This is a genomic window from Kribbella sancticallisti, assembly GCF_039530625.1.
Classification (GTDB): Bacteria; Actinomycetota; Actinomycetes; order Propionibacteriales; family Kribbellaceae; genus Kribbella; species Kribbella sancticallisti.
The window spans coordinates 148,371-165,737 of record NZ_BAAAOS010000007.1 but is presented as its reverse complement, the minus strand read 5'-3'; the positions used below and the strand labels follow the sequence as shown (position 1 = coordinate 165,737).

The 17,367-nt window shown below is 68.5% G+C and carries 18 protein-coding genes; 5 read left to right on the top strand and 13 right to left on the bottom strand.

Annotated elements, in window-relative coordinates; translation table 11 throughout:
- Positions 1–17: 17 nt before the first annotated feature.
- Both ABD255_RS03950 and ABD255_RS03945 read right to left on the bottom strand, forming a co-directional pair.
- The gene (locus ABD255_RS03950) at positions 18–392 is read right to left on the bottom strand and encodes a hypothetical protein (protein ID WP_344209815.1); all 375 of its coding nucleotides are present in this window, start codon (positions 390–392) and stop codon (positions 18–20) included.
- Entirely contained in the window at positions 376–1,581 is a 1,206-nt protein-coding gene (locus tag ABD255_RS03945) for a phosphotransferase family protein (protein ID WP_344209813.1), read from the bottom strand. Before ABD255_RS03945 ends, ABD255_RS03950 begins: the two co-directional genes overlap by 17 nt.
- Positions 1,582–1,720: 139 nt before the next feature.
- Between ABD255_RS03945 and ABD255_RS03940 the strand changes: the two genes are divergently transcribed.
- Positions 1,721–2,323 (top strand): PadR family transcriptional regulator, encoded by a 603-nt coding sequence (locus ABD255_RS03940; protein ID WP_344209811.1) that lies wholly within the window; start codon positions 1,721–1,723, stop codon positions 2,321–2,323.
- 160 nt (positions 2,324–2,483) lie between these two features.
- Here ABD255_RS03940 and ABD255_RS03935 read toward each other — a convergent pair whose 3' ends face one another.
- The 4 genes from ABD255_RS03935 to ABD255_RS03920 all read right to left on the bottom strand — a co-directional run bounded on the left by ABD255_RS03935 (position 2,484) and on the right by ABD255_RS03920 (position 5,647).
- The gene (locus ABD255_RS03935) at positions 2,484–3,302 is read right to left on the bottom strand and encodes a hypothetical protein (RefSeq protein WP_344209809.1); all 819 of its coding nucleotides are present in this window, start codon (positions 3,300–3,302) and stop codon (positions 2,484–2,486) included.
- Between the two features lie 209 nt (positions 3,303–3,511).
- Positions 3,512–3,985, bottom strand: coding sequence for a carboxymuconolactone decarboxylase family protein (locus ABD255_RS03930; protein ID WP_344209807.1), 474 nt, complete (start codon positions 3,983–3,985; stop codon positions 3,512–3,514).
- A 212-nt stretch (positions 3,986–4,197) separates the two neighbouring features.
- Positions 4,198–4,995, bottom strand: coding sequence for an SAM-dependent methyltransferase (locus ABD255_RS03925; RefSeq protein ID WP_344209805.1), 798 nt, complete (start codon positions 4,993–4,995; stop codon positions 4,198–4,200).
- 172 nt (positions 4,996–5,167) lie between these two features.
- Positions 5,168–5,647, bottom strand: coding sequence for a winged helix-turn-helix transcriptional regulator (locus ABD255_RS03920; RefSeq protein ID WP_344209802.1), 480 nt, complete (start codon positions 5,645–5,647; stop codon positions 5,168–5,170).
- Between the two features lie 125 nt (positions 5,648–5,772).
- Between ABD255_RS03920 and ABD255_RS03915 the strand changes: the two genes are divergently transcribed.
- From ABD255_RS03915 to ABD255_RS03905, 3 genes are all read left to right on the top strand, one after another.
- On the top strand, positions 5,773–7,377 hold the full coding sequence (locus tag ABD255_RS03915) for an N-acetylmuramoyl-L-alanine amidase (protein ID WP_344209800.1): 1,605 nt from the start codon (positions 5,773–5,775) through the stop codon (positions 7,375–7,377).
- Positions 7,374–8,597: a SpoIID/LytB domain-containing protein gene (locus tag ABD255_RS03910; protein WP_344209798.1), complete on the top strand. Its 1,224-nt coding sequence runs from the start codon at positions 7,374–7,376 to the stop codon at positions 8,595–8,597. The genes ABD255_RS03915 and ABD255_RS03910 overlap by 4 nt, the downstream gene beginning before the upstream one ends.
- An 84-nt stretch (positions 8,598–8,681) precedes the next feature.
- The gene (locus ABD255_RS03905) at positions 8,682–9,848 is read left to right on the top strand and encodes a glycoside hydrolase family 76 protein (RefSeq protein WP_344209796.1); all 1,167 of its coding nucleotides are present in this window, start codon (positions 8,682–8,684) and stop codon (positions 9,846–9,848) included.
- Positions 9,849–9,853: 5 nt separating this feature from the next.
- Here the strand turns inward: ABD255_RS03905 and ABD255_RS03900 are convergent, their stop codons facing one another.
- The 5 genes from ABD255_RS03900 to ABD255_RS03880 form a co-directional block, all read right to left on the bottom strand.
- Entirely contained in the window at positions 9,854–10,759 is a 906-nt protein-coding gene (locus tag ABD255_RS03900) for a peptidylprolyl isomerase (protein WP_344209794.1), read from the bottom strand.
- A 94-nt stretch (positions 10,760–10,853) separates the two neighbouring features.
- A complete protein-coding gene (locus tag ABD255_RS03895) occupies positions 10,854–11,651 on the bottom strand; it encodes a hypothetical protein (protein ID WP_344209792.1) in 798 nt (265 codons plus the stop codon).
- Positions 11,648–12,151: a hypothetical protein gene (locus ABD255_RS03890; protein ID WP_344209790.1), complete on the bottom strand. Its 504-nt coding sequence runs from the start codon at positions 12,149–12,151 to the stop codon at positions 11,648–11,650. The genes ABD255_RS03895 and ABD255_RS03890 overlap by 4 nt, the downstream gene beginning before the upstream one ends.
- Before the next feature lie 40 nt (positions 12,152–12,191).
- Positions 12,192–13,961, bottom strand: a complete 1,770-nt coding sequence (locus ABD255_RS03885) for an acetyl/propionyl/methylcrotonyl-CoA carboxylase subunit alpha (protein WP_344209787.1) — start codon at positions 13,959–13,961, stop codon at positions 12,192–12,194.
- Positions 13,962–13,995: 34 nt separating this feature from the next.
- Positions 13,996–14,256, bottom strand: coding sequence for a hypothetical protein (locus ABD255_RS03880; protein ID WP_344209785.1), 261 nt, complete (start codon positions 14,254–14,256; stop codon positions 13,996–13,998).
- A gap of 131 nt (positions 14,257–14,387) precedes the next feature.
- On the opposite strand from ABD255_RS03880, the gene ABD255_RS03875 reads away from it, so the two are divergent.
- Positions 14,388–15,311 carry an SMP-30/gluconolactonase/LRE family protein gene (locus ABD255_RS03875; RefSeq protein ID WP_344209783.1) on the top strand — a complete coding sequence of 308 codons (924 nt, stop codon included), beginning with the start codon at positions 14,388–14,390 and terminating at the stop codon, positions 15,309–15,311.
- Here ABD255_RS03875 and ABD255_RS03870 read toward each other — a convergent pair.
- The gene (locus ABD255_RS03870) at positions 15,302–15,790 is read right to left on the bottom strand and encodes a DUF427 domain-containing protein (protein ID WP_344209781.1); all 489 of its coding nucleotides are present in this window, start codon (positions 15,788–15,790) and stop codon (positions 15,302–15,304) included. The genes ABD255_RS03875 and ABD255_RS03870 overlap by 10 nt on opposite strands.
- The gene (locus tag ABD255_RS03865; protein ID WP_344209779.1) at positions 15,787–17,235 is read right to left on the bottom strand and encodes an Nramp family divalent metal transporter; all 1,449 of its coding nucleotides are present in this window, start codon (positions 17,233–17,235) and stop codon (positions 15,787–15,789) included. Before ABD255_RS03865 ends, ABD255_RS03870 begins: the two co-directional genes overlap by 4 nt.
- Positions 17,236–17,367: the final 132 nt, after the last annotated feature.

Sequence of the window (17,367 nt, the reverse complement as noted above, 5' to 3'; positions counted from 1 at the left end):
CCGACGCGAGGTGAGGGTCAGCTCGGGGTGTTGGCGGAGTTGGTGTCGCCGGGGGTGTTGGCTGACGCCGTGTCGTTCGGGGTGTTGGCGGAGTTCGTGTCGTTCGGGGTGTTCGCCGAGTTGGTGTCGCCGGGGGTGTTGGCGGAGTTGGTGTCGCCCGGGGTGTTGGCCGACGTGGTGTCGCCTGGGGTGTTGGTGCTGGCTACCTCGCCGGGGGTGTCTGCCGAGTTCGCGGTCGGCGCGGCGTTCGTCGTACCGGGGGTGATGGCCGACGGTGTGGCCGGCGACGGGTCGTTCAAGCTCGGCGTGGCGGCGTACGCGGCGGTGCCGAGGCCAAGCGTGGAGATGGCGGCGACAGATCCGACAACAGCCCACTTACGCGTTGCTGACATGGTGATTCCTTTCATCGTGGAGCGAATCGCTCCGGTTGACCCAGCGTTCGGCCAGGTTGAGACGGTCACATGTGGCTTGGCGCCAGCCGGGTTCCTGCACGCGGTGCGGACCGGTGGCGAGTGAGAGGACGACCGACGCGATCCGCAGCCTGAGCTGACGCGGGTCGACGTGCCGATCGAAGGTGGCCAGGCACCGAGCGCCGTACTCGTCGATGGCCGCCGCATGCCGCGGCAGCACCTCCGCGAGCACGCTCAAATGCCCAACCAGGCAGGCAAGATCATCAATCCGATCCCCGGGCCCGGCAGTATCGACGTCGAGCAGCCCGGTCACAACACCCCGTCCGTCCACCAGGATCTGAGCCTCATAGAAGTCGCTGTGGACCGGCACCACCGGACCAACGTGGCTCTCGGCAACAATCGTCGTGGCGAGCTCGGCGGACCGCGCAGCCAATTCCGGTACGACGTCGCCAACCGAGCGCGCGTAGTACTCAGTCCGCTCCAGCCACGAAGACCGCCGCGGCGCGTCGACCAACTCGACGGGCAACCGATCAAGCATCTCGATCAAAGCTGACGGATCAGGCAGTTCGCCGGATGACCGCAGCACGCCCCGAAGCGTCCGCCCAGGCAGGGTTTCCAGCACGAGCAGCCCGTCATCGGTCCACCCAAGACTCCGAGGAGCCGGTACGCCGCCGCCCGCCAGCAGCCGATGCCGCTTGTGCAGCGCCTCGACCTTCCCCGGCGGAACCACCTTCAAAAACAGGCGTCCCGCAAGACCGGTGGCCTCCACCACAGCCCGCCGCAGCGGCCGATAGGACCGCAGCTCCAGCCGAACAGCCCCCGACCCGAGCCCCAGACTCTCGAAGAGCGAGGAAACGGCCACAGGATCCATCGCGGCCCGCATCCCCGGCAGCAACGGATCGTTGCCCGCCAACCAGACCCCGACCTGTAACTCCTCATCACCCACCACGGTGACGCCGGCCGGCAAGGACCCGCCGACCGTCGCACACAGAACGGCAGAGCCCGTCGAGAGCTGGGTGCGGTACGCAACGGTCGTTCTGTCGGTCTGGTGGTCGACCTGAACCGGCTGCCAGCTCAGCAGTTCAGCGCCGGTCGCCGAGACGGCCGCGGCCAGCACCTCACCGGCGGAGGGACCGGTGAGGAGCTCCAGGGGGTCGCTGTGTTCTGCCATACCCAGAACCCTGCCGACCCACCATGAGCCAACCGTGAACCCAATCTGAGAGAGCTCTCATCAGAGAGGGGGTTTGCGCTAAGTACGATCACGATATATCGTAATAGTCATTGATAGTCTTCGATAAGGAGTAAGACACATGCGATACCCCACTGAACACACGGAAGGACGGGCCCGCCGAGGCCGGCGCCGTCATCATCCGGAAGGCGGCTTCGAGGGACGGCGTGAGCGCTCGTCCGCGGGGCGGCGTGGCGGAGGGCGTGGGCGCCGCAGGGCGCCGCGCGGAGATCTCCGGCTGGCGATCCTGCTGCTGCTGGACGAGACCCCGATGCACGGCTACCAGTTGATGCAGACGATCTCCGACCGCACGGACGGCGCTTGGCAGCCAAGTCCGGGCGCCATCTACCCGACCATCTCGCAGTTGGAGGACGAAGGACTGGTCTCAGTCGTCGCCGACGCCGGCCGCAAGCTCGTCACGCTGACCGAGGCCGGCCGCGAGCACGCCGCTACCCAGCGGGATTCGGGCACCGATCCGTTCGTCGTCGCCAACGACGAGCGCAGTTCCGGTCTCCGTGAGCCCTTGGCTCAGGTCCATGCAGCGGCCCGCGCGGTGGACCAGACCGGCACCCCGGAACAGCTTGCCGCCGCCCACCAGATCCTCGCCGACACCCGCCGCGCTCTCTACCTGCTACTCGCCGAGGGCCCCGCGACTCCCAGCAACCCCGCAACCCCCAGCAACTAGTGTCCTGCCGCAGTTCCTCCGTCGCAGCCGACCAGCCGCTGGTGCTTCCATCCCAGCAGTGCTCGCCGCGCCGACGTCGCAAGGAGCCGCCATCCAGTCCAGGAAAAGAAAACCACCCGGGAGCCCAAGGCTCCCGGGTGGTTTCACTACGTACCCGGAATCAGAAGTCGCCGCCGAAGTCCCAGCCGCCGGAGTCGCCGCCGCTGTCGCCGAAGTCGAAGCCGCCGCCGTCTCCGCCGTCACCGCCGCCATCTCCACCGCCGTCACCGCCGCCGTCGTAGCCGCCGGCGTAGTCGCCGTAGCCGCCGCCGGCGAACATGCCGCCGAGCATGGTGCCGAGGAACATACCGGTCATCACGCCGCCCAGAGCGCCGAACATGCCTTGTGCGTAAGGCGAGTAGGCCGGGCCGGCCTCCCAGTACGGGACGCGCTGCGGGCCGACCATGACCTTGCGGACGTCGGGCTCGGCGCCGGCGCGGACGCGCTCGGCGTCAGCCGCGCAGGCCGGGACCTCACGCGGCGCGCCACCGGGCGGGGACCACATGACGTCGACGACCGACGGGCCGTGCTGGGGGTTGAAGAAGCAGGACGGGCGGCGCTGCGGCAGCGGTTCGCCGTTCACCCGGGCGCGGACGCAGGCCATCGCGTAGCGGCCGTCCTCGAGGATCTCGATCACGTGCCGGATCTGCTCGGCCTCGGTGACCTGGCCGACGGCCTGCTTGGCCGACTCGTAGGAGTCCAGCGCGCGCTGGTAGTCCTGCCGGGCGCCGTCGCCGAGGTCCTTGCCGACCATGTCGAGGTCGAGGTCCTGCAGCTCTTCACCGAACTTGGTGATGTCCTCGTCGGCGGTCTTCTTCACCGACTCGAGCTCGGCCGAGGTGATCTCGTCGCGCTTCTTCGTCTGCAACTGCGTGCGCCGGTAGGAGCGATACGCCAAGATGGCGATCACGACAACCGCGATCAGCAGGATGGTGGTCATGTCGGGCCTTCCTCGACAGGGTGTTGCGTCGAGCCTACCGGGCCGGTGAAGTCGACCGAAATCTCCTGAGAACCTGCTGAGAATCAGGAAGAACGGCCGGCCGCGAGCCGGTCAGCAGCTCGCCGAGCGCCGAGCGCCGAGAAGCCGCAGGGACTGCAGGGCAGTCCCTGCGGCGCCTCTGGACGATGGTCGAGCCAGGCGGTTCCGGCTCAGCCGAACTGGCCGGGCTGGTAGTCGCCGGCGGGCTGCTGGGTGATGACGTTCAGCCGGTTGAAGGCGTTGATGATCGCGATGTGCGACACCAGGGCGAGGAGTTGGTCCTCGTCGTAGTACTTGGCCGCGCGCGCCCAGACGTCGTCCGAGACACCGCCGGCGGCGTCCGCGGTACGGGTGCCCTCCTCTGCCAGCTCCAGCGCGGCGCGCTCGGCTTCGGTGAAGACAGTGGCTTCTCGCCACGCCGCGACCAGGTTGAGGCGCAGCGACGTCTCGCCGGCCGCGATGGCGTCCTTGGTGTGCATGTCGGTACAGAAACCGCAGCCGTTGATCTGGCTCGCGCGGATGTTCACCAGTTCCTGCGTCGCGGCCGGCACCCCGGCGTCGCCGGTCGCCTTCGCGGCCGCCACGAGGTGCTTCATGACCTTGCCGCCGATCGCGGTGCCGAAAACGTTCAAACGGGTTTCCACGGTGGACTCCTCTGTCGTTGTCTGGGGGGCTACACCCCAATGACAGGGACCGCGAGGCCGCCGTGACGGGATCGAACTGTGACCTGCGTCCCAGGCGAGCATGTCCGGACCCGCGCCAGATGATGCCGAGGGCAACAAACAGGTCTGTACCGAACCGGGCGACGCGACCTGCCCGTCGGCCGGTCAAGCGGGCAGGTAGGGGGCCTGCTGCGTCAGGGCTTGCGGGCGACGGCGCCGTAGGCGGAGATCGGTTTCGGCTCGTTTCCCTCGGCGTCGGTCGCCTGCCACTGCGTGATCGACACGAAGCCCGGCGGCACCATCTCGAGGCCGTCGAAGACGGCGCGGATCTCCTCCCGCGGCCGCGGGATGTAGGGGGCGCCACCGGTCTTGGCGTAGTTCGCGCAGAGCGTTACGTAGGCCTGGCTGTCCGTGGTGCCGTCCCACATGGTGAGGTAGCTGCCCGAGGGGACGGCATCCATCACCGTGGAGACGATGCGGCGCAGGTCGTCGTAGGTGTGCGCGTGACCGAGCACTCCCATGAACATGACACCGATCGGCTGGGTGAAGTTCAGGACGTTCCGGGCGTCGGCGATGATCTGCTCGGGGCGGTGGTAGTCGCAGTCGACGTAACTGGTCACGCCTTCGGGAGTGGTGTTGGTCAGCAACGCACGAGCGTGCGTCAGCACCATCGGGTCGTTGTCGACGTAGACGATCTTCGAGTCCGGCGCCACGCTCTGGGCGACCTCGTGGGTGTTCTGCATCGTCGGCAGCCCCGTCCCGATGTCGAGGAACTGGCGGACCCCCGCCTCGCCGGCCACGTAACGCACGGCGCGGACCAGGAACTGTCGCGACTCCACCGCCATCGTGCCGATCTCGGGATCGACCTGCACACCAGCGTCGCCGGCGAGGCGGTCTACTTCGTAGTTGTCCTTCCCGCCCATCCAGTAGTTCCAGATCCGTGCCGAGTGCGGAATGTCGGTACGGATTTCCGGAATGTTGTCTTCGAGCATCGGCGCAGGCTCCTCGGGTCGAGAACGGCGTACGACGCCGAGCGGCGAGCACACCTGACATCGCACAGGGTGGCTGTCACATCGGCAAGCTGTGACGATACAAGATGGTGGGCCCACCCAGCGATCGAGTTGGAACCGCCATCACCCGGCATTTGCCGCCCAGCGGGCCGAGTCAGGACTCGTAGCGGTTCTTCATCGCTTCGGAGGCGGCGGGTCCGGCCGTGAAGACGAAGCCCGGTCCGTCGATCCGCCGGCCCGTCGCGGCGTCGACCACGACCGGCTCGACCTCCTCGCCGGTCTCGGCGTCGACCAGGATCATCGTCCGCTCCTCGGCCGCCAGTCGCTCGTTGCCCCACGCCGCCAAGGTGATGATCACCGGCCGCAGCGATCGCCCCAGTTCGGTCAGCACGTACTCGTACCGCGGCGGCCTGTCCTGATAGAGCCGCCGCTCCAGCAGTCCGTCGTCGACCAGCGTCTTCAGCCGGGTCGTCAGCATGCTCGAGGAGATCTTGAGGTTCCGCTGGAACTCGTCGAAGCGGGTGAAGCCGTCGAAGGCGTCGTGCAGGATCAGCAGCGTCCACCACTCGCCGACGTGGCGCACGGTCGTGGACAGCGGGCAGGCCAGATCCTCCCACCGGAATCGATCCGCCATCGCCACCCCTCACTTCTATTTCAGAAGTAAGAGTACCAACGCCACGCAGGGTGACGAAATACCGGAGTTCCGATCACGCGGTGCGCATAATCGATTACTGATCCCGCCTAGCAGAAGGCTGTCCGATGAGCAAGACCTTCTCACCCCGACTGGCACTGACCGCGGGGACGGGCCTGGCCCTGTTCGTACCGCTCGTGCCCGCCTCTGCCCCGGCCGTCCTCCCCGTCGCGACCCACACCGCCACCGTCGAGCCGACCTACGAAGAACTTCCGCTCCGGCAAGGCCCCGGTACTACGTACGCGGCCGCCGCGGCCCCGCAGACCAAACCGTTCGGCCTCGTCGGCGTCACCTGGCCGTACCGCAAGAACTCCGCCAAGGTCGAGGTGAAGGTCCGCGTCCAGCGCAGCGGCGCGTGGTCGGCGTGGGAGCGACTGCCTGTCGAGGACGACCACGGACCCGCCACCGCGACCACCGAGGGCCGTGAGCGCTCCGGCACCGAGCCGTACTGGGTCGGCGACGCGAACGGCGTCGAAGCCAGCCTGACCACCCTCGACGGCACGACTGTCACCGGTGCGAAGGTGGCGCTGATCAACCCCGGCGTCACCGCGCTCGATGCGGAGCCGCCGCTGACGGAGGAGCCCGTCGAGGCCGAGGGCAGCCGAGCGCCGTACCCGATGCCGGCCATGGTCTCGCGGCGGAACTGGGGTGCGGACGAGCGGCTGCGGACCCACAACGGCACGGCCTGCGCGCGTCCCAAGTACACCGGCACGGTGCAGGCGGCGTTCGTTCATCACACCGCCGATCGCAACGACTACACCCGCACCCAGGTGACCGCGATGGTCCGCGGCATGTACGCGTACCACGTGAAGAGCCGCGGCTGGTGCGACCTCGGCTACAACTTCCTGGTCGACCGCTTCGGCCGCGCCTTCGAGGGCCGGTACGGCGGCGCACAGTTGCCCGTGCTCGGCGCGCACACCGGCGCGTTCAACGCCAACTCGTTCGGCGTCTCGCTGATCGGCAACTTCGAGAAGGTCGCGCCGAGCCAGGCCGCGCTGGAGACCACGGCCCGGATCATCGCCTGGAAACTGGACGCGAACTACCGGTCGCCGCTGGCCACGGTGGTCCTGGCCGGCAAGAGGTTGCACACCATCTCCGGACATCTCGACACCAAGGCCACCGCCTGCCCGGGCAAGAACCTGTACACCAGACTCCCGTGGCTGAGGCAACGAACCAACATCTTGATGAGCAAGAGTGTCTCCACCGAGATCTACCGGTTCGCCAAGAACCTCGGCGGGTTCCGGGTGACCGGCCAGCCGTTCTGGGGCGAGCATCGGACCAAGACCGGTCGCGCCACCTACTTCAGCCGGCGGGACGTCTTCTGGTCCGTTGCCAGCGGCACCCATTCGGTGGTCGGCAGCTTCCGGACCCGCTATCGCAAGCTGGGCCCGGACGGCCTGCTCGGCCTGCCCACCGGCGAGTATCGGATCGGCCGGATCTCCGGCAGCAAGCTGCAGCCGTTCCAGAACGGCGGGCTCTACTGGTCCAAGCGCACCGGGATGCGTCCTGTCGCCGGCCTGATCCACCGCAAGTACGCGGCGCTCGGCGCGGAGCGTTCGCGGCTCGGCCTGCCGATCACCGACATGTACACGGTGAAGGAGGGCCTGCGGCAGAAGTTCCAGCGCGGAACCCTCACCTTCAACAAGCGCTACGGCAAGGTGTTCGTCACATGAGGCGACTGATCGTTGCCTTCGTCATCGGATCGACCGTTCTCAGCGGGACGGCGGAAGCGTGGGTGGCCGCGCCCGAGGAGGAGCAGGCCACCACGACGACGATCAGCGGGCGCGGTTTCGGCCACGGCCGCGGCATGTCGCAGTACGGCGCTCAGGGGGCGGCGATCGCCGGTCGCAACGCGAAGACGATCCTCGACTTCTACTACCCCGGTACGACGGTCGGCAAGGCGACGGGGAGCATCCGGATCCGGATCACCGCCGACACCACCGACGGAATCCGGGTGGTCGCCGCGAACAGGCTGCGGCTGCGCGATCTCACGACGGGCAGGCTCTACACGTTGCCCACGGCATCGACCCGGAACCAGTGGTCGATCGACCCGTACGGCGAGCACGGCGCGCGAGTCCGCTCGTACGACGCGAGGAAGCGGACCTGGACCCTCTGGAAGACGTTGACCGGGATGGGCCAGTTCGAGGGCCCGACCGTCATCTCGCTGATTCTGCCCAGCGGCGCGGTCGTCCGGTACCGCGGCGCGCTCCGTGCCTCGGATGTCGCCGGGGCGCACCTGGACACGATCAACGTGCTGCCGCTGGAGAGCTACCTGCGAGGCGTGGTTCCGCGGGAGGCCCTGGTGAGCTGGCGGCCCGCCGCGCTCCAGGCCCAGGCGGTTGCCGCGCGCACCTATTCGGCGTACCACCGGAGGCGGGCGACGGCGCGGGTGTACGACCTGTGCGACACCACCTCCTGCCAGGTGTACGGCGGCTTCAACTCCGAGCACACCGCGACGAACGCCGCGATCGCGGCCACCGCCGGGCAGATCCGGCTCTACCGGAACGCCCCGATCATCGCGGAGTTCTCGTCGTCCAACGGGGGAGCCACCGCGAAGGGCGCCACGCCGTACCAGTTGATGAAGGTGGACGGCTGGGACGCGTACCCGGGCAACAAGAATCCCCATGCCAGTTGGTCGCTGAGCAAGACCAGTGCCCAGTTGGAGGCGGCGTTCGGGGTCGGCTCGCTGCGCAGCCTGCGGGTGACGCGGCGGACCGGCGTGGGCCCGGCGGGCGGCCGAGTGCTCGCGGTCGAAGCCGTCGGGTCGCGCGGACAGCGGACGTTCACGGGCGACCAGGTGCGGTCCCGGCTCGGGCTGCGATCGGCCTGGTTCGCCTTCGCGCCGCCCCAGCCGGCACCAGTTGGCATATCAACCATTCAAGAAACCCGCTGACGATGAGCCATTGACGCGGAATCCCTGCGCCGGTTAGAACATGACATCGATGTCAACAGCTGCCGCCCCAGGAGGAGCAGGTCGATGTTCAAGAAATTTGGTATACCAACCAAGAGGATTGCCGGCGGATTACTGGCCGTCGGGATGCTCGCCTCACTGCACACCCCGGCCGCGGAGGCGGCGAACGGGGTCGATCCGAAGGCGGCCGCCCGCGCGGCGACGTCGTACCAGGCGCTGAACAAGTACTTCGACGCAGGCGACGGCTTCCTGCTGGAGGAGTACCCGAACGAGCAGCAGAACCCGTACGCCTACATCTGGCCGTTCTCCCAGGCCGTGATCGGGGCCGAGAACCTCGCCGGCATCCCCGGTATCGGCCACCAGTGGGCAGCCGAGGCCGAGCGCCGCCTCGACGGCTACGAGCCGTACTGGAACGCGACGACCACGCCCAAGGGCTACGACTCGTACGTCCGGCCGCCGCTCGGCCAGGGTGGCGACAAGTTCTACGACGACAACGAGTGGATCGGGCTCAACCTGATCCAGCACTACCAGCGGACTGGTGACCGCTCGTCGCTGGCGCGGGCGAAGGAGATCTTCGCGCTCGTCGTGCACGGCTGGGACACCGACCCGTCGCACCCGTGCGCGGGTGGCGTCTTCTGGACCCAGGCGCCGTGGAGCCAGGACCGCAACACCGTCTCGAACGGTCCCGGCGCGGAACTCGGCGCGCACCTGTACCTGCTGACGAAGGACAGTTCGTACCTGACCTGGGCGAAGAAGATGTACAAGTGGACCCAGGACTGCATGCTGGCCCCGAACGGCCTGTACTGGGACCACATCGACCTGGCCGGCAACGTCGAGAAGACGCAGTGGAGCTACAACCAGGGCGTCATGCTGGGCGCGGGTGTGCTGCTGTACAAGGCGACGCACGACCAGAAGTACCTGAACGACGCCAAGTCGGTGGCGAACGCCTCGCTGGCCTTCTACGGCAGCGAGGACCGGCTCTGGAAGCAGCCGACCAGGTTCAACTCGATCTGGTTCAAGAACCTGCTCATCCTCGACTCGGTAGCGCCTGACAGCCGCTACAAGGCGACGATGCAGGCGTACTCCGACCGGGCCTGGAAAGAGGCCCGCGATCCTGCCACGGGCCTCTTCCACTTCGTCGACGGTCCGGTCCAGTTGCTGGAGCAGTCCGGGATGGTCCAGATCGACGCGCTGCTCGCCTGGCCTCGCAGCCGGTACGGCGAACTCGCCTAGCCGATCTAGCCGGCCGCGGTCGCGGTCTTGATCTGAACCGGCGTGGCGGGCCTGCCATCGGTGGGCCCGCCACCTGGCTGGGGGATGACTCCGGCCTTGGCGACCAGGTCGAGCACCTCGAGGCCGGCCTTGTCGATCGTACCGAAGGCGGTGTAGGCCGGGGTCAGCCCGGAGGCGTCGCCGTACACGATGAAGAACTGGCTGCCGTTCGTGTTGGGACCCGAGTTCGCCATCGCGAGGATGCCGCGGCCGTACTTGAGCTCGGGGTACACCTCGTCGGCGAAGCTGTAGCCGGGACCACCGCTGCCCTGCCTGGCCGGGTCGGTCGTGGGATCGCCGCACTGGAGCACCTGCAGGCCTTCGCCCACGGTGAGCCGGTGGCAGGTGGTGTTGTCGAAGTACTTCTGCCCGACCAGGCTGAGGAAGCTCTTCACCGTGCAGGGCGCGAGCGCGCTGTCCAGCGTCAGGTGCAGGTCGCCGACCGAGGTGTTGAGCGTGACCGGCGAGGTGCCGCTGGCCTTGGTCTTGCCATTCTTGGGTGCTTCCGCCTTCTTGCTGGCCGGCTCGGCGGACTTGTTGTAGGCGCAGTCCACCTCGGCCGCCAGCGGCTTCGGTCGTTTCGGCGCGGCGGCGAGCGCGGTCGGGATCGACTTCGGCTTGTTGTCCGGCCCGGCCGTCGAGGGCGCCCCGGTCGGCGCGGACGCCGAGGGGGTGTCCGCCGCGGCGGGGGTCTCGTTGTCGCCGGAGTTGGCCGCGAGCACGAAGACACCGGCGATCACCGCCACCACCGAGACGATCGCCGTGATGGTGATGACCAGCATCTTGCGCTGGCGAGCCTGCTCAGCCTGCCGTTCGGCCAGCCGTTGCGCCTTGCGCTGCGCCAGCTGATGCTGATGTGTCTTCTTGGACATGCAGAACTCTCCTCACCTCGCGGTGGCTTGCGGCACCCAGTGTGTCGTCGTGCGAGAGTGATAGTAGAGGGGCCGCGGGCTGTCTACCTGAGAACTAGCTGTGTAATGGGCCGGCTGGTGGGTTGCCGCGGTCGACGGAGACCCTCAGAACGAGCGATTCGCCGGGTCCGTCGCCGAGCGCCCAGACGAACGTCTCGGCCACCCAGGCGAGGAAATCGAGGGTGTCCGAGCCGAGCACGACCTCGAAGTGGTAGGTCGCCTCGGTGCCGTCGGGGATCAGCCGCGAACCGCTCAGCCGGACCGGCCGGGCGGCTGGCTGAGAGACCGGCTCGGTGGCCGGTTCGAGGAAGGTCAGGCAGTCGCCAAGCCAGGGCCCGGTCTTCTCGGCCAGCAAGGCCTCGGTCGTGGTCCGGTCGTTCAGGACCAGGTCGATCGAGGCTCGCCGGCGCGCGGCCGGGTCGCCGAACTCGTACCAGTCCCGGCCGTAGGCGAGGTCCATCGGACTCTCGCGGACGGGCCGCAGTGGCGTCATCAGGTCGAGGGTGTCGAGCGTCAGTACGCCGATCCGGTCGATCGCCCGCTGCAGGACCAGTCCGGCGGACTGCAGCGGCACCACCCTCGACGCGTTGTCGACCTGCAGCTTGAGCCAGAACACCTCCGGCGGGGTCAGGCCGGTCGACCAGCAGTCGGCGCCCTCGGCGAGGTTCCACACAGGGCGGGACGAGGCGGCGGCACCGAAGTCCGCGAACCCCAGCGCGCCGCCCTGGCGCATCACCAGGCTGTAGACGTCGTTGTCGGAGCCGGCGCGGTACGCGGCGTCGGCCCAGTCGTGCAGCGCCAGCGAACCCCAAGCGCTGAAGGTGAACTCCCGCGGGTGGAACTCCCAGCTCACGGTAACCGCGACACCGGCAGGCACTTGAAGGCGAGCGCTTGGGTGACCGCCTGCTCGTTGGAGTCGGCGTGACCGATCAGGTCGACGTCGATCCGCGACCGATAGGTGTACTTCGTGTCGCGGCCGATCGGTCCGGCCGCACACTGCATCCGGGCGGCCGCTCGCCGGGCACTTCCGCCACCGGGGTAGACGGTCTTGGTGCCGTAGGCCACCACCCGCCAACCCGACCCGACCTTGACCTCGATCCAGATCTGGACCTTGGCCTTCGTCGCCTTGGTCGTCCCCTTGAGCCACCACCCGTGCCCGGATACGGCCGGAGGCGGCGTACTGGAGTAGTGCACCTTGTCGCCGGTGGTGACGAAGAGACCGGGCGCGGCCGCGGCCGTCGTACGTACGGGCGCGACCGGCTCGGGTGAGGCGGCGTGGGCGGGGACGATTGCGGTCCCCGCGAGAGTGAGGCCGACGGCCAGGGTTGTTGCTGCTCGGGTCTTCGGCTTCATGACTGCTCCCCAGTAGTCCTGCGGCTGATTCCGGTCGGAATCAGTCTTTGATCTCGCAGATCGCCGCACCGGCCGCCACGGTCGCGCCGACCTCGGCGGACAGGCCGGTCACGGTGCCGGCCTTGTGGGCGTTCAGCGGCTGCTCCATCTTCATCGCCTCGAGCACGACGACGAGGTCGCCCTCGGCAACGGTCGCGCCTTCCTCGACGGCGATCTTGACGATGGTGCCCTGCATCGGCGAGGTGAGCGAGTCACCCGACGCCGCCGCGCCCTTGCCGCTGCCACCCGCGCGCCGGGCCGGCTTCTTCTTCGAGTTCCCGGCCGCGGCCGCGGAGGCGCCCAGGCCGGCCGGGAGGACGACCTCGAGCCGCTTGCCGCCGACCTCGACGGTGACCTTCTCCCGCTCGCCCGCCTCGCCTACCTCGGCAGTACCGGCGTACGGCGGGATCTGGTTGTCGAACTCGGTCTCGATCCAGCGGGTGTGCACCTTGAACCCGTCCACGCCGGTGAAGGCCGGGTCGGAGACGACGGCGGCGTGGAACGGTACGGCGCTCGGCATCCCCTCGACCACGAACTCCTTCAGCGCGCGGCGGGACCGCTCCAGCGCCTGGGTCCGGTCGCGGCCGGTCACGATCAGCTTCGCCACCAGCGAGTCGAACGACCCCGGCACGGTCTCGCCCTGGTCGTACCCGCCGTCGATCCGGATGCCCGGTCCGGACGGCTGGTGCCACTTGGTCAGCGTGCCCGGCGCGGGCAGGAAGCCCCGGCCCGGGTCCTCGGCGTTGATCCGGAACTCGATCGAGTGTCCCGAGACCTCCGGGTCGTCGTACCCGAGTTCCTCGCCGTCGGCGATCCGGAACATCTCCCGGACCAGGTCGATCCCGGTGACCTCTTCGCTGACCGGGTGCTCGACCTGCAGCCGGGTGTTCACCTCGAGGAAGGAGATCAGCCCGTCCTGGCCGATCAGGAACTCGCACGTCCCGGCGCCGACGTAGCCGGCCTCGAGCAGGATCGCCTTGGACGAGGTGTAAAGCGTCTGGAGTTGGTCATCGGTGAGGAACGGCGCGGGCGCCTCCTCGACCAGCTTCTGGTACCGGCGCTGCAGCGAGCAGTCCCGGGTGGAGATCACCACGACGTTGCCGTGGGCATCGGCCAGGCACTGGGTCTCGACGTGCCGCGGCTTGTCCAGGTAGCGCTCGACGAAGCACTCGCCCCGGCCGAAGGCGCTGATCGCCTCCCGGGTGGCGGACTCGAACAGCTCCGGAACCTCTGCCATCGTGCGTGCGACCTTCATGCCGCGGCCACCACCGCCGTACGCCGCCTTGATCGCGATCGGCAGGCCGTACTCCTGGGCGAAGGCGACCACCTCGCTCGCGTCGGCGACCGGGTTCGGCGTACCGGGGACCTGTGGGGCGCCGACCTTCTCGGCGATGTGCCGGGCCTTCACCTTGTCGCCGAGCGAGTCGATCGCCGACGGTGGCGGGCCGATCCAGATCAGCCCGGCGTCGAGCACGGCCTGGGCGAACTCGGCGTTCTCGGCCAGGAAGCCGTAGCCCGGGTGCACCGCGTCCGCGCCGGAGCGGGTCGCGACGTCGAGGATCTTGGCGATGTTCAGGTAGGAGTCCGCCGGGGTGGCGCCGTCCAGCGAGTAGGCCTCGTCGGCGAGCCGGACGAACAGGGCGTCGCGGTCGGGCTCGGCGTACACGGCGACGCTGCCCAGTCCGGCGTCGGCGGCGGCACGGACGACCCGGACGGCGATCTCGCCCCGGTTCGCGACCAGAACCTTGGTGATGCGCTTGCTGTCAGTCACAGCTGAACTCCCTTCGGCGAGCCTGAGTCTAGGGTCAACCGGGCTTGAAGAGAGCAGGGCGTTGCTCACACCTGCGGGCCTTGCCTGCCTTGATCATGGCGCACTGCTCGGCCTCGTACGCTTTCGCCGCGCCCCAGGCTTCGGTGAGAAGCTGCTCCAGCGTGTCGCGCTCGGTAGCGGTGAGCGCCTGCAGTGGCGGCGCGCCGGTACCGCGGATGTCGTTCATCCGCTCGAGCATCGCGCGGCCCTGCGGTGTCACCACCAGGGTCTTGGCCCGCCGGTCGTGCGGGTCCACCTGGCGCTCGACAGTTGACTTCCTCCAGCATTTCTTCTCATCAGGCCACTGAGTCACGACGGACGGGGCGCGGTCGCCGTACGATCGCGGGTGACAACGCAGTCAGCCGTGACCCTGCTGGAGGAGCCACCATGACTTTGCTCGAGCCGTTGGCCGGAACCGTGCCCGCCGAGTTCCAGAAACTGGACGACCGGTTCGCCGGGATTCGCGGCGACGCACGTCTCGAGCGGTTGTGGACGGGTGGCCGCTGGGCAGAGGGACCGGTGTACTCGCCGGCCGGGCGGTACCTGCTGTGGAGCGACATCCCGAACAACCGGATCCTGCGCTGGGACGAGACGTCGTACCAGGTCTCGGTGTTCCGCGAACCGGCCGGGAACACCAACGGCCACACGCTGGACCAGCAGGGCCGCCTGGTCAGTTGCGAGCACGGCAACCGCCGGGTCACCCGGACCGAGCACGACGGGTCCGTCACGGTGCTCGCCGACGGCTACGACGGCGGCCGGCTGAACAGCCCGAACGACGTGGTGGTCCGGCCCGACGGCTCGGTCTGGTTCACCGACCCGGCGTACGGGATCGACAGCGACTACGAGGGTCACAAGGGGGAGATCGAGGTCGGCGGTTGCCACGTCTACCGGATCGGCCCGGACGGCGCGCTGAGCATCGTCGCGGACGACTTCAACCGCCCGAACGGCTTGGCCTTCTCGAACGACGGCAGCCTGCTCTACGTCACCGACACCGAAGAGGCCACCATCCGCGTCTTCACCGTCGACGGCGACAAGTTGACCGGCGGTGACCTGTTCGCCGAGTGCGGCAACGGCGCCTTCGACGGCATCCGCCTCGACTCCGAGGGCCGGGTCTGGGGCGCGGCCGCCGACGGCGTCCACATCTACCACCCCGACGGCACCCTGCTCGGCAAGCTGCTCGTCCCGGAGACCGTCTCCAACCTCTGCTTCGGCGGCGCCAAACGCAACCGCCTCTTCTTCACCGCTACCACCTCCGTGTACTCCCTCTTCACCACGGTGAACGGCGGCCGCCAGCCCTACGATCACCAGTAGGCGGTGCCTGGCTCGCCCTTGAAGGGACCGACCACCCGCTTGGTGATCCAGCCGCCGTAGAAGTCGCCAGGCTGCGGCTGGACCTCCTCGCCGTCGATCGTGCAGCGGTCCATCGCGCCCGGATAGAGCGCCACATGATCAGCCAGTACCGCGTACTGCGCCGTCGGGTCCGGGTAGTACCAGGCCTTGCGGGAGGCGATCCGGGTGCCGCCGAGGACGTCGAGGTAGGTGGCGATGCCCTTCCATTCGCAGTACGAGATGCCGCCGGCCTCGCGCAGGGTGTCCGGGGCGAAGCACGACCGGGGCAGGTAGTACGTCGGCGGGTGGCTCGTCTCGAGGACGCGCCACGACGTCCGGGTCTCGGCGACGACCTGCCCACCGAGCAAGACCAGGAGATGCTCGGTGGACAGGTCGACGGCCGGTGGTCTGGGGTAGTCCCAGACCGACTCCTGGCCAGGGCCGGGAGGGACTCGTCTCACAGCTTCTTGACCTGGTCGATCACGGTGAAGACGGCCAGGAAGCCGAAGGCGAGGAAGGCGAACAGCATCACGGCGGTGCGCAGCCGGCTGATCCGGATCGCCCGCGGCAGGGCGCGGGAGTTCATCCACCACAGCAGGCCGGAGTAGACGAACATCATCGTGCCGGCGGTGCAGGCCGAGATGACCAGCAGCACCAGCGGCTGGGTCAGGCCGGCCAGCAGGACGAGGATGCCGAAGAAGACCAGTCCCCAGACCAGCCAGAAGTACAGCTTGGACTCGGTGATCGTCGAGTCGCGCAGGTAGCGGGCCTTGATCATGTCGGAGGTCAGCCGGGAGGTGTAGTCGACGATGCCGGTCGCGGCCGCGAACAGCGAGAACGCGCCGATCGCCCAGAACAGGTAGCCGAACCAGCCGCCCACCAGGGACTGCAGGTTGACGCCCTCGATCTTGAGGAAGCCGATGTTGTTCTTCACCGTCTCGTCGCCGAACAAGGTGGCGTGCGCCAGCATCGAGGTGAACAGGATCGTCGCCACCGTGATCAGCACGAAGGTCAGCGCCTGCTCGATGTTGGCGAACTTCCACCAGCGCCGCCAGCGGGCCAGGTTCTCCTCGTCGGGTGGGAAGGTGTAGCCGTTGGCGCGCGGGTCGGCCTCCTTCTGGCCGGTGATCGGCGAGGTCAGCCGCGGCACGTGCACGCCCATCCCGAAGCCCTTGTCGCGGATCCAGTTGCTCTGGCAGAGGTTCTGCCCGCCACCGGCGCCGGCGTACGCGATCGCGCCCATCATCAGCGCGAAGCCGAGCGTCTCGACCGGGAACTGCGGGTTGGTGACGGCGTCGCCGAGCGCGCTGTAGGTCTTGCCGCGGATCGCGAAGATCAGCGCCAGGATCACCAGCAGGGCGACGGCGGCGATCTTGACGAAGATCAGCCGCTCCAGCATCACGTAGACGACCGGCGCCAGGGTCAGGATCAGGCCGATCGTGACCAGGATGCCGATCGCGATCCAGCGCGGATCACCCGCGCCGAACAGGTAGGTCAGCATCGAGGCCGAACTCGTCGCCCAGCCCGGCCACAGGTTCGCGAAGTACGTCATGATCGCGAAGAACAGGCCCCAGTGCTTGCCGTAGCGGTTGAACCCGGTCAACGCCGTCTCACCGGTGGCCAGCGTGTACCGCTCGATCTCCATGTTCAGGAACCACTGGATCGCGACGCCGACGACGGCGCCCCAGAGGAACACCAGGCCCACCTGCGACGAGATGTAGGGCCAGAGGATGAACTCGCCCGACGCCAGGCCGACACCGGCCCCGACCATGCCGGGTCCGACGATCTTCCAGGTCTGGGTGGGTGGTTCGGGCAGGTCACGGACCTGCGGCGCCGGCAGGTTCTTGGTCGGCAGGTTGAACCGGTTGCCGTCCCCGGTCCGGCCAGTGGATTTGATCTCCGCCATGGGCTCCTCACTCCGTAGCCCCCTGCTTCGGGACCATAACGAAGACCGGCCGCACAGGCGACCCGACACAGGCAACTAATTTGCCGTGCCGGCCGGTACCGCGGCCGTCCGCTCCGCGTCGTCCCGGCTGAC

Excerpts from the sequence above, each read along its gene's own strand:
- ABD255_RS03950 (WP_344209815.1), bottom strand. The coding sequence starts at position 392 with ATGTCAGCAACGCGTAAGTGGGCTGTTGTCGGATCTGTCGCCGCCATC.
- ABD255_RS03945 (WP_344209813.1), bottom strand. The coding sequence starts at position 1,581 with ATGGCAGAACACAGCGACCCCCTGGAGCTCCTCACCGGTCCCTCCGCC.
- ABD255_RS03940 (WP_344209811.1), top strand. The coding sequence starts at position 1,721 with ATGCGATACCCCACTGAACACACGGAAGGACGGGCCCGCCGAGGCCGG.
- ABD255_RS03935 (WP_344209809.1), bottom strand. The coding sequence starts at position 3,302 with ATGACCACCATCCTGCTGATCGCGGTTGTCGTGATCGCCATCTTGGCG.
- ABD255_RS03925 (WP_344209805.1), bottom strand. The coding sequence starts at position 4,995 with ATGCTCGAAGACAACATTCCGGAAATCCGTACCGACATTCCGCACTCG.
- ABD255_RS03920 (WP_344209802.1), bottom strand. The coding sequence starts at position 5,647 with ATGGCGGATCGATTCCGGTGGGAGGATCTGGCCTGCCCGCTGTCCACG.
- ABD255_RS03915 (WP_344209800.1), top strand. The coding sequence starts at position 5,773 with ATGAGCAAGACCTTCTCACCCCGACTGGCACTGACCGCGGGGACGGGC.
- ABD255_RS03910 (WP_344209798.1), top strand. The coding sequence starts at position 7,374 with ATGAGGCGACTGATCGTTGCCTTCGTCATCGGATCGACCGTTCTCAGC.
- ABD255_RS03905 (WP_344209796.1), top strand. The coding sequence starts at position 8,682 with ATGTTCAAGAAATTTGGTATACCAACCAAGAGGATTGCCGGCGGATTA.
- ABD255_RS03900 (WP_344209794.1), bottom strand. The coding sequence starts at position 10,759 with ATGTCCAAGAAGACACATCAGCATCAGCTGGCGCAGCGCAAGGCGCAA.
- ABD255_RS03890 (WP_344209790.1), bottom strand. The coding sequence starts at position 12,151 with ATGAAGCCGAAGACCCGAGCAGCAACAACCCTGGCCGTCGGCCTCACT.
- ABD255_RS03875 (WP_344209783.1), top strand. The coding sequence starts at position 14,388 with ATGACTTTGCTCGAGCCGTTGGCCGGAACCGTGCCCGCCGAGTTCCAG.
- ABD255_RS03865 (WP_344209779.1), bottom strand. The coding sequence starts at position 17,235 with ATGGCGGAGATCAAATCCACTGGCCGGACCGGGGACGGCAACCGGTTC.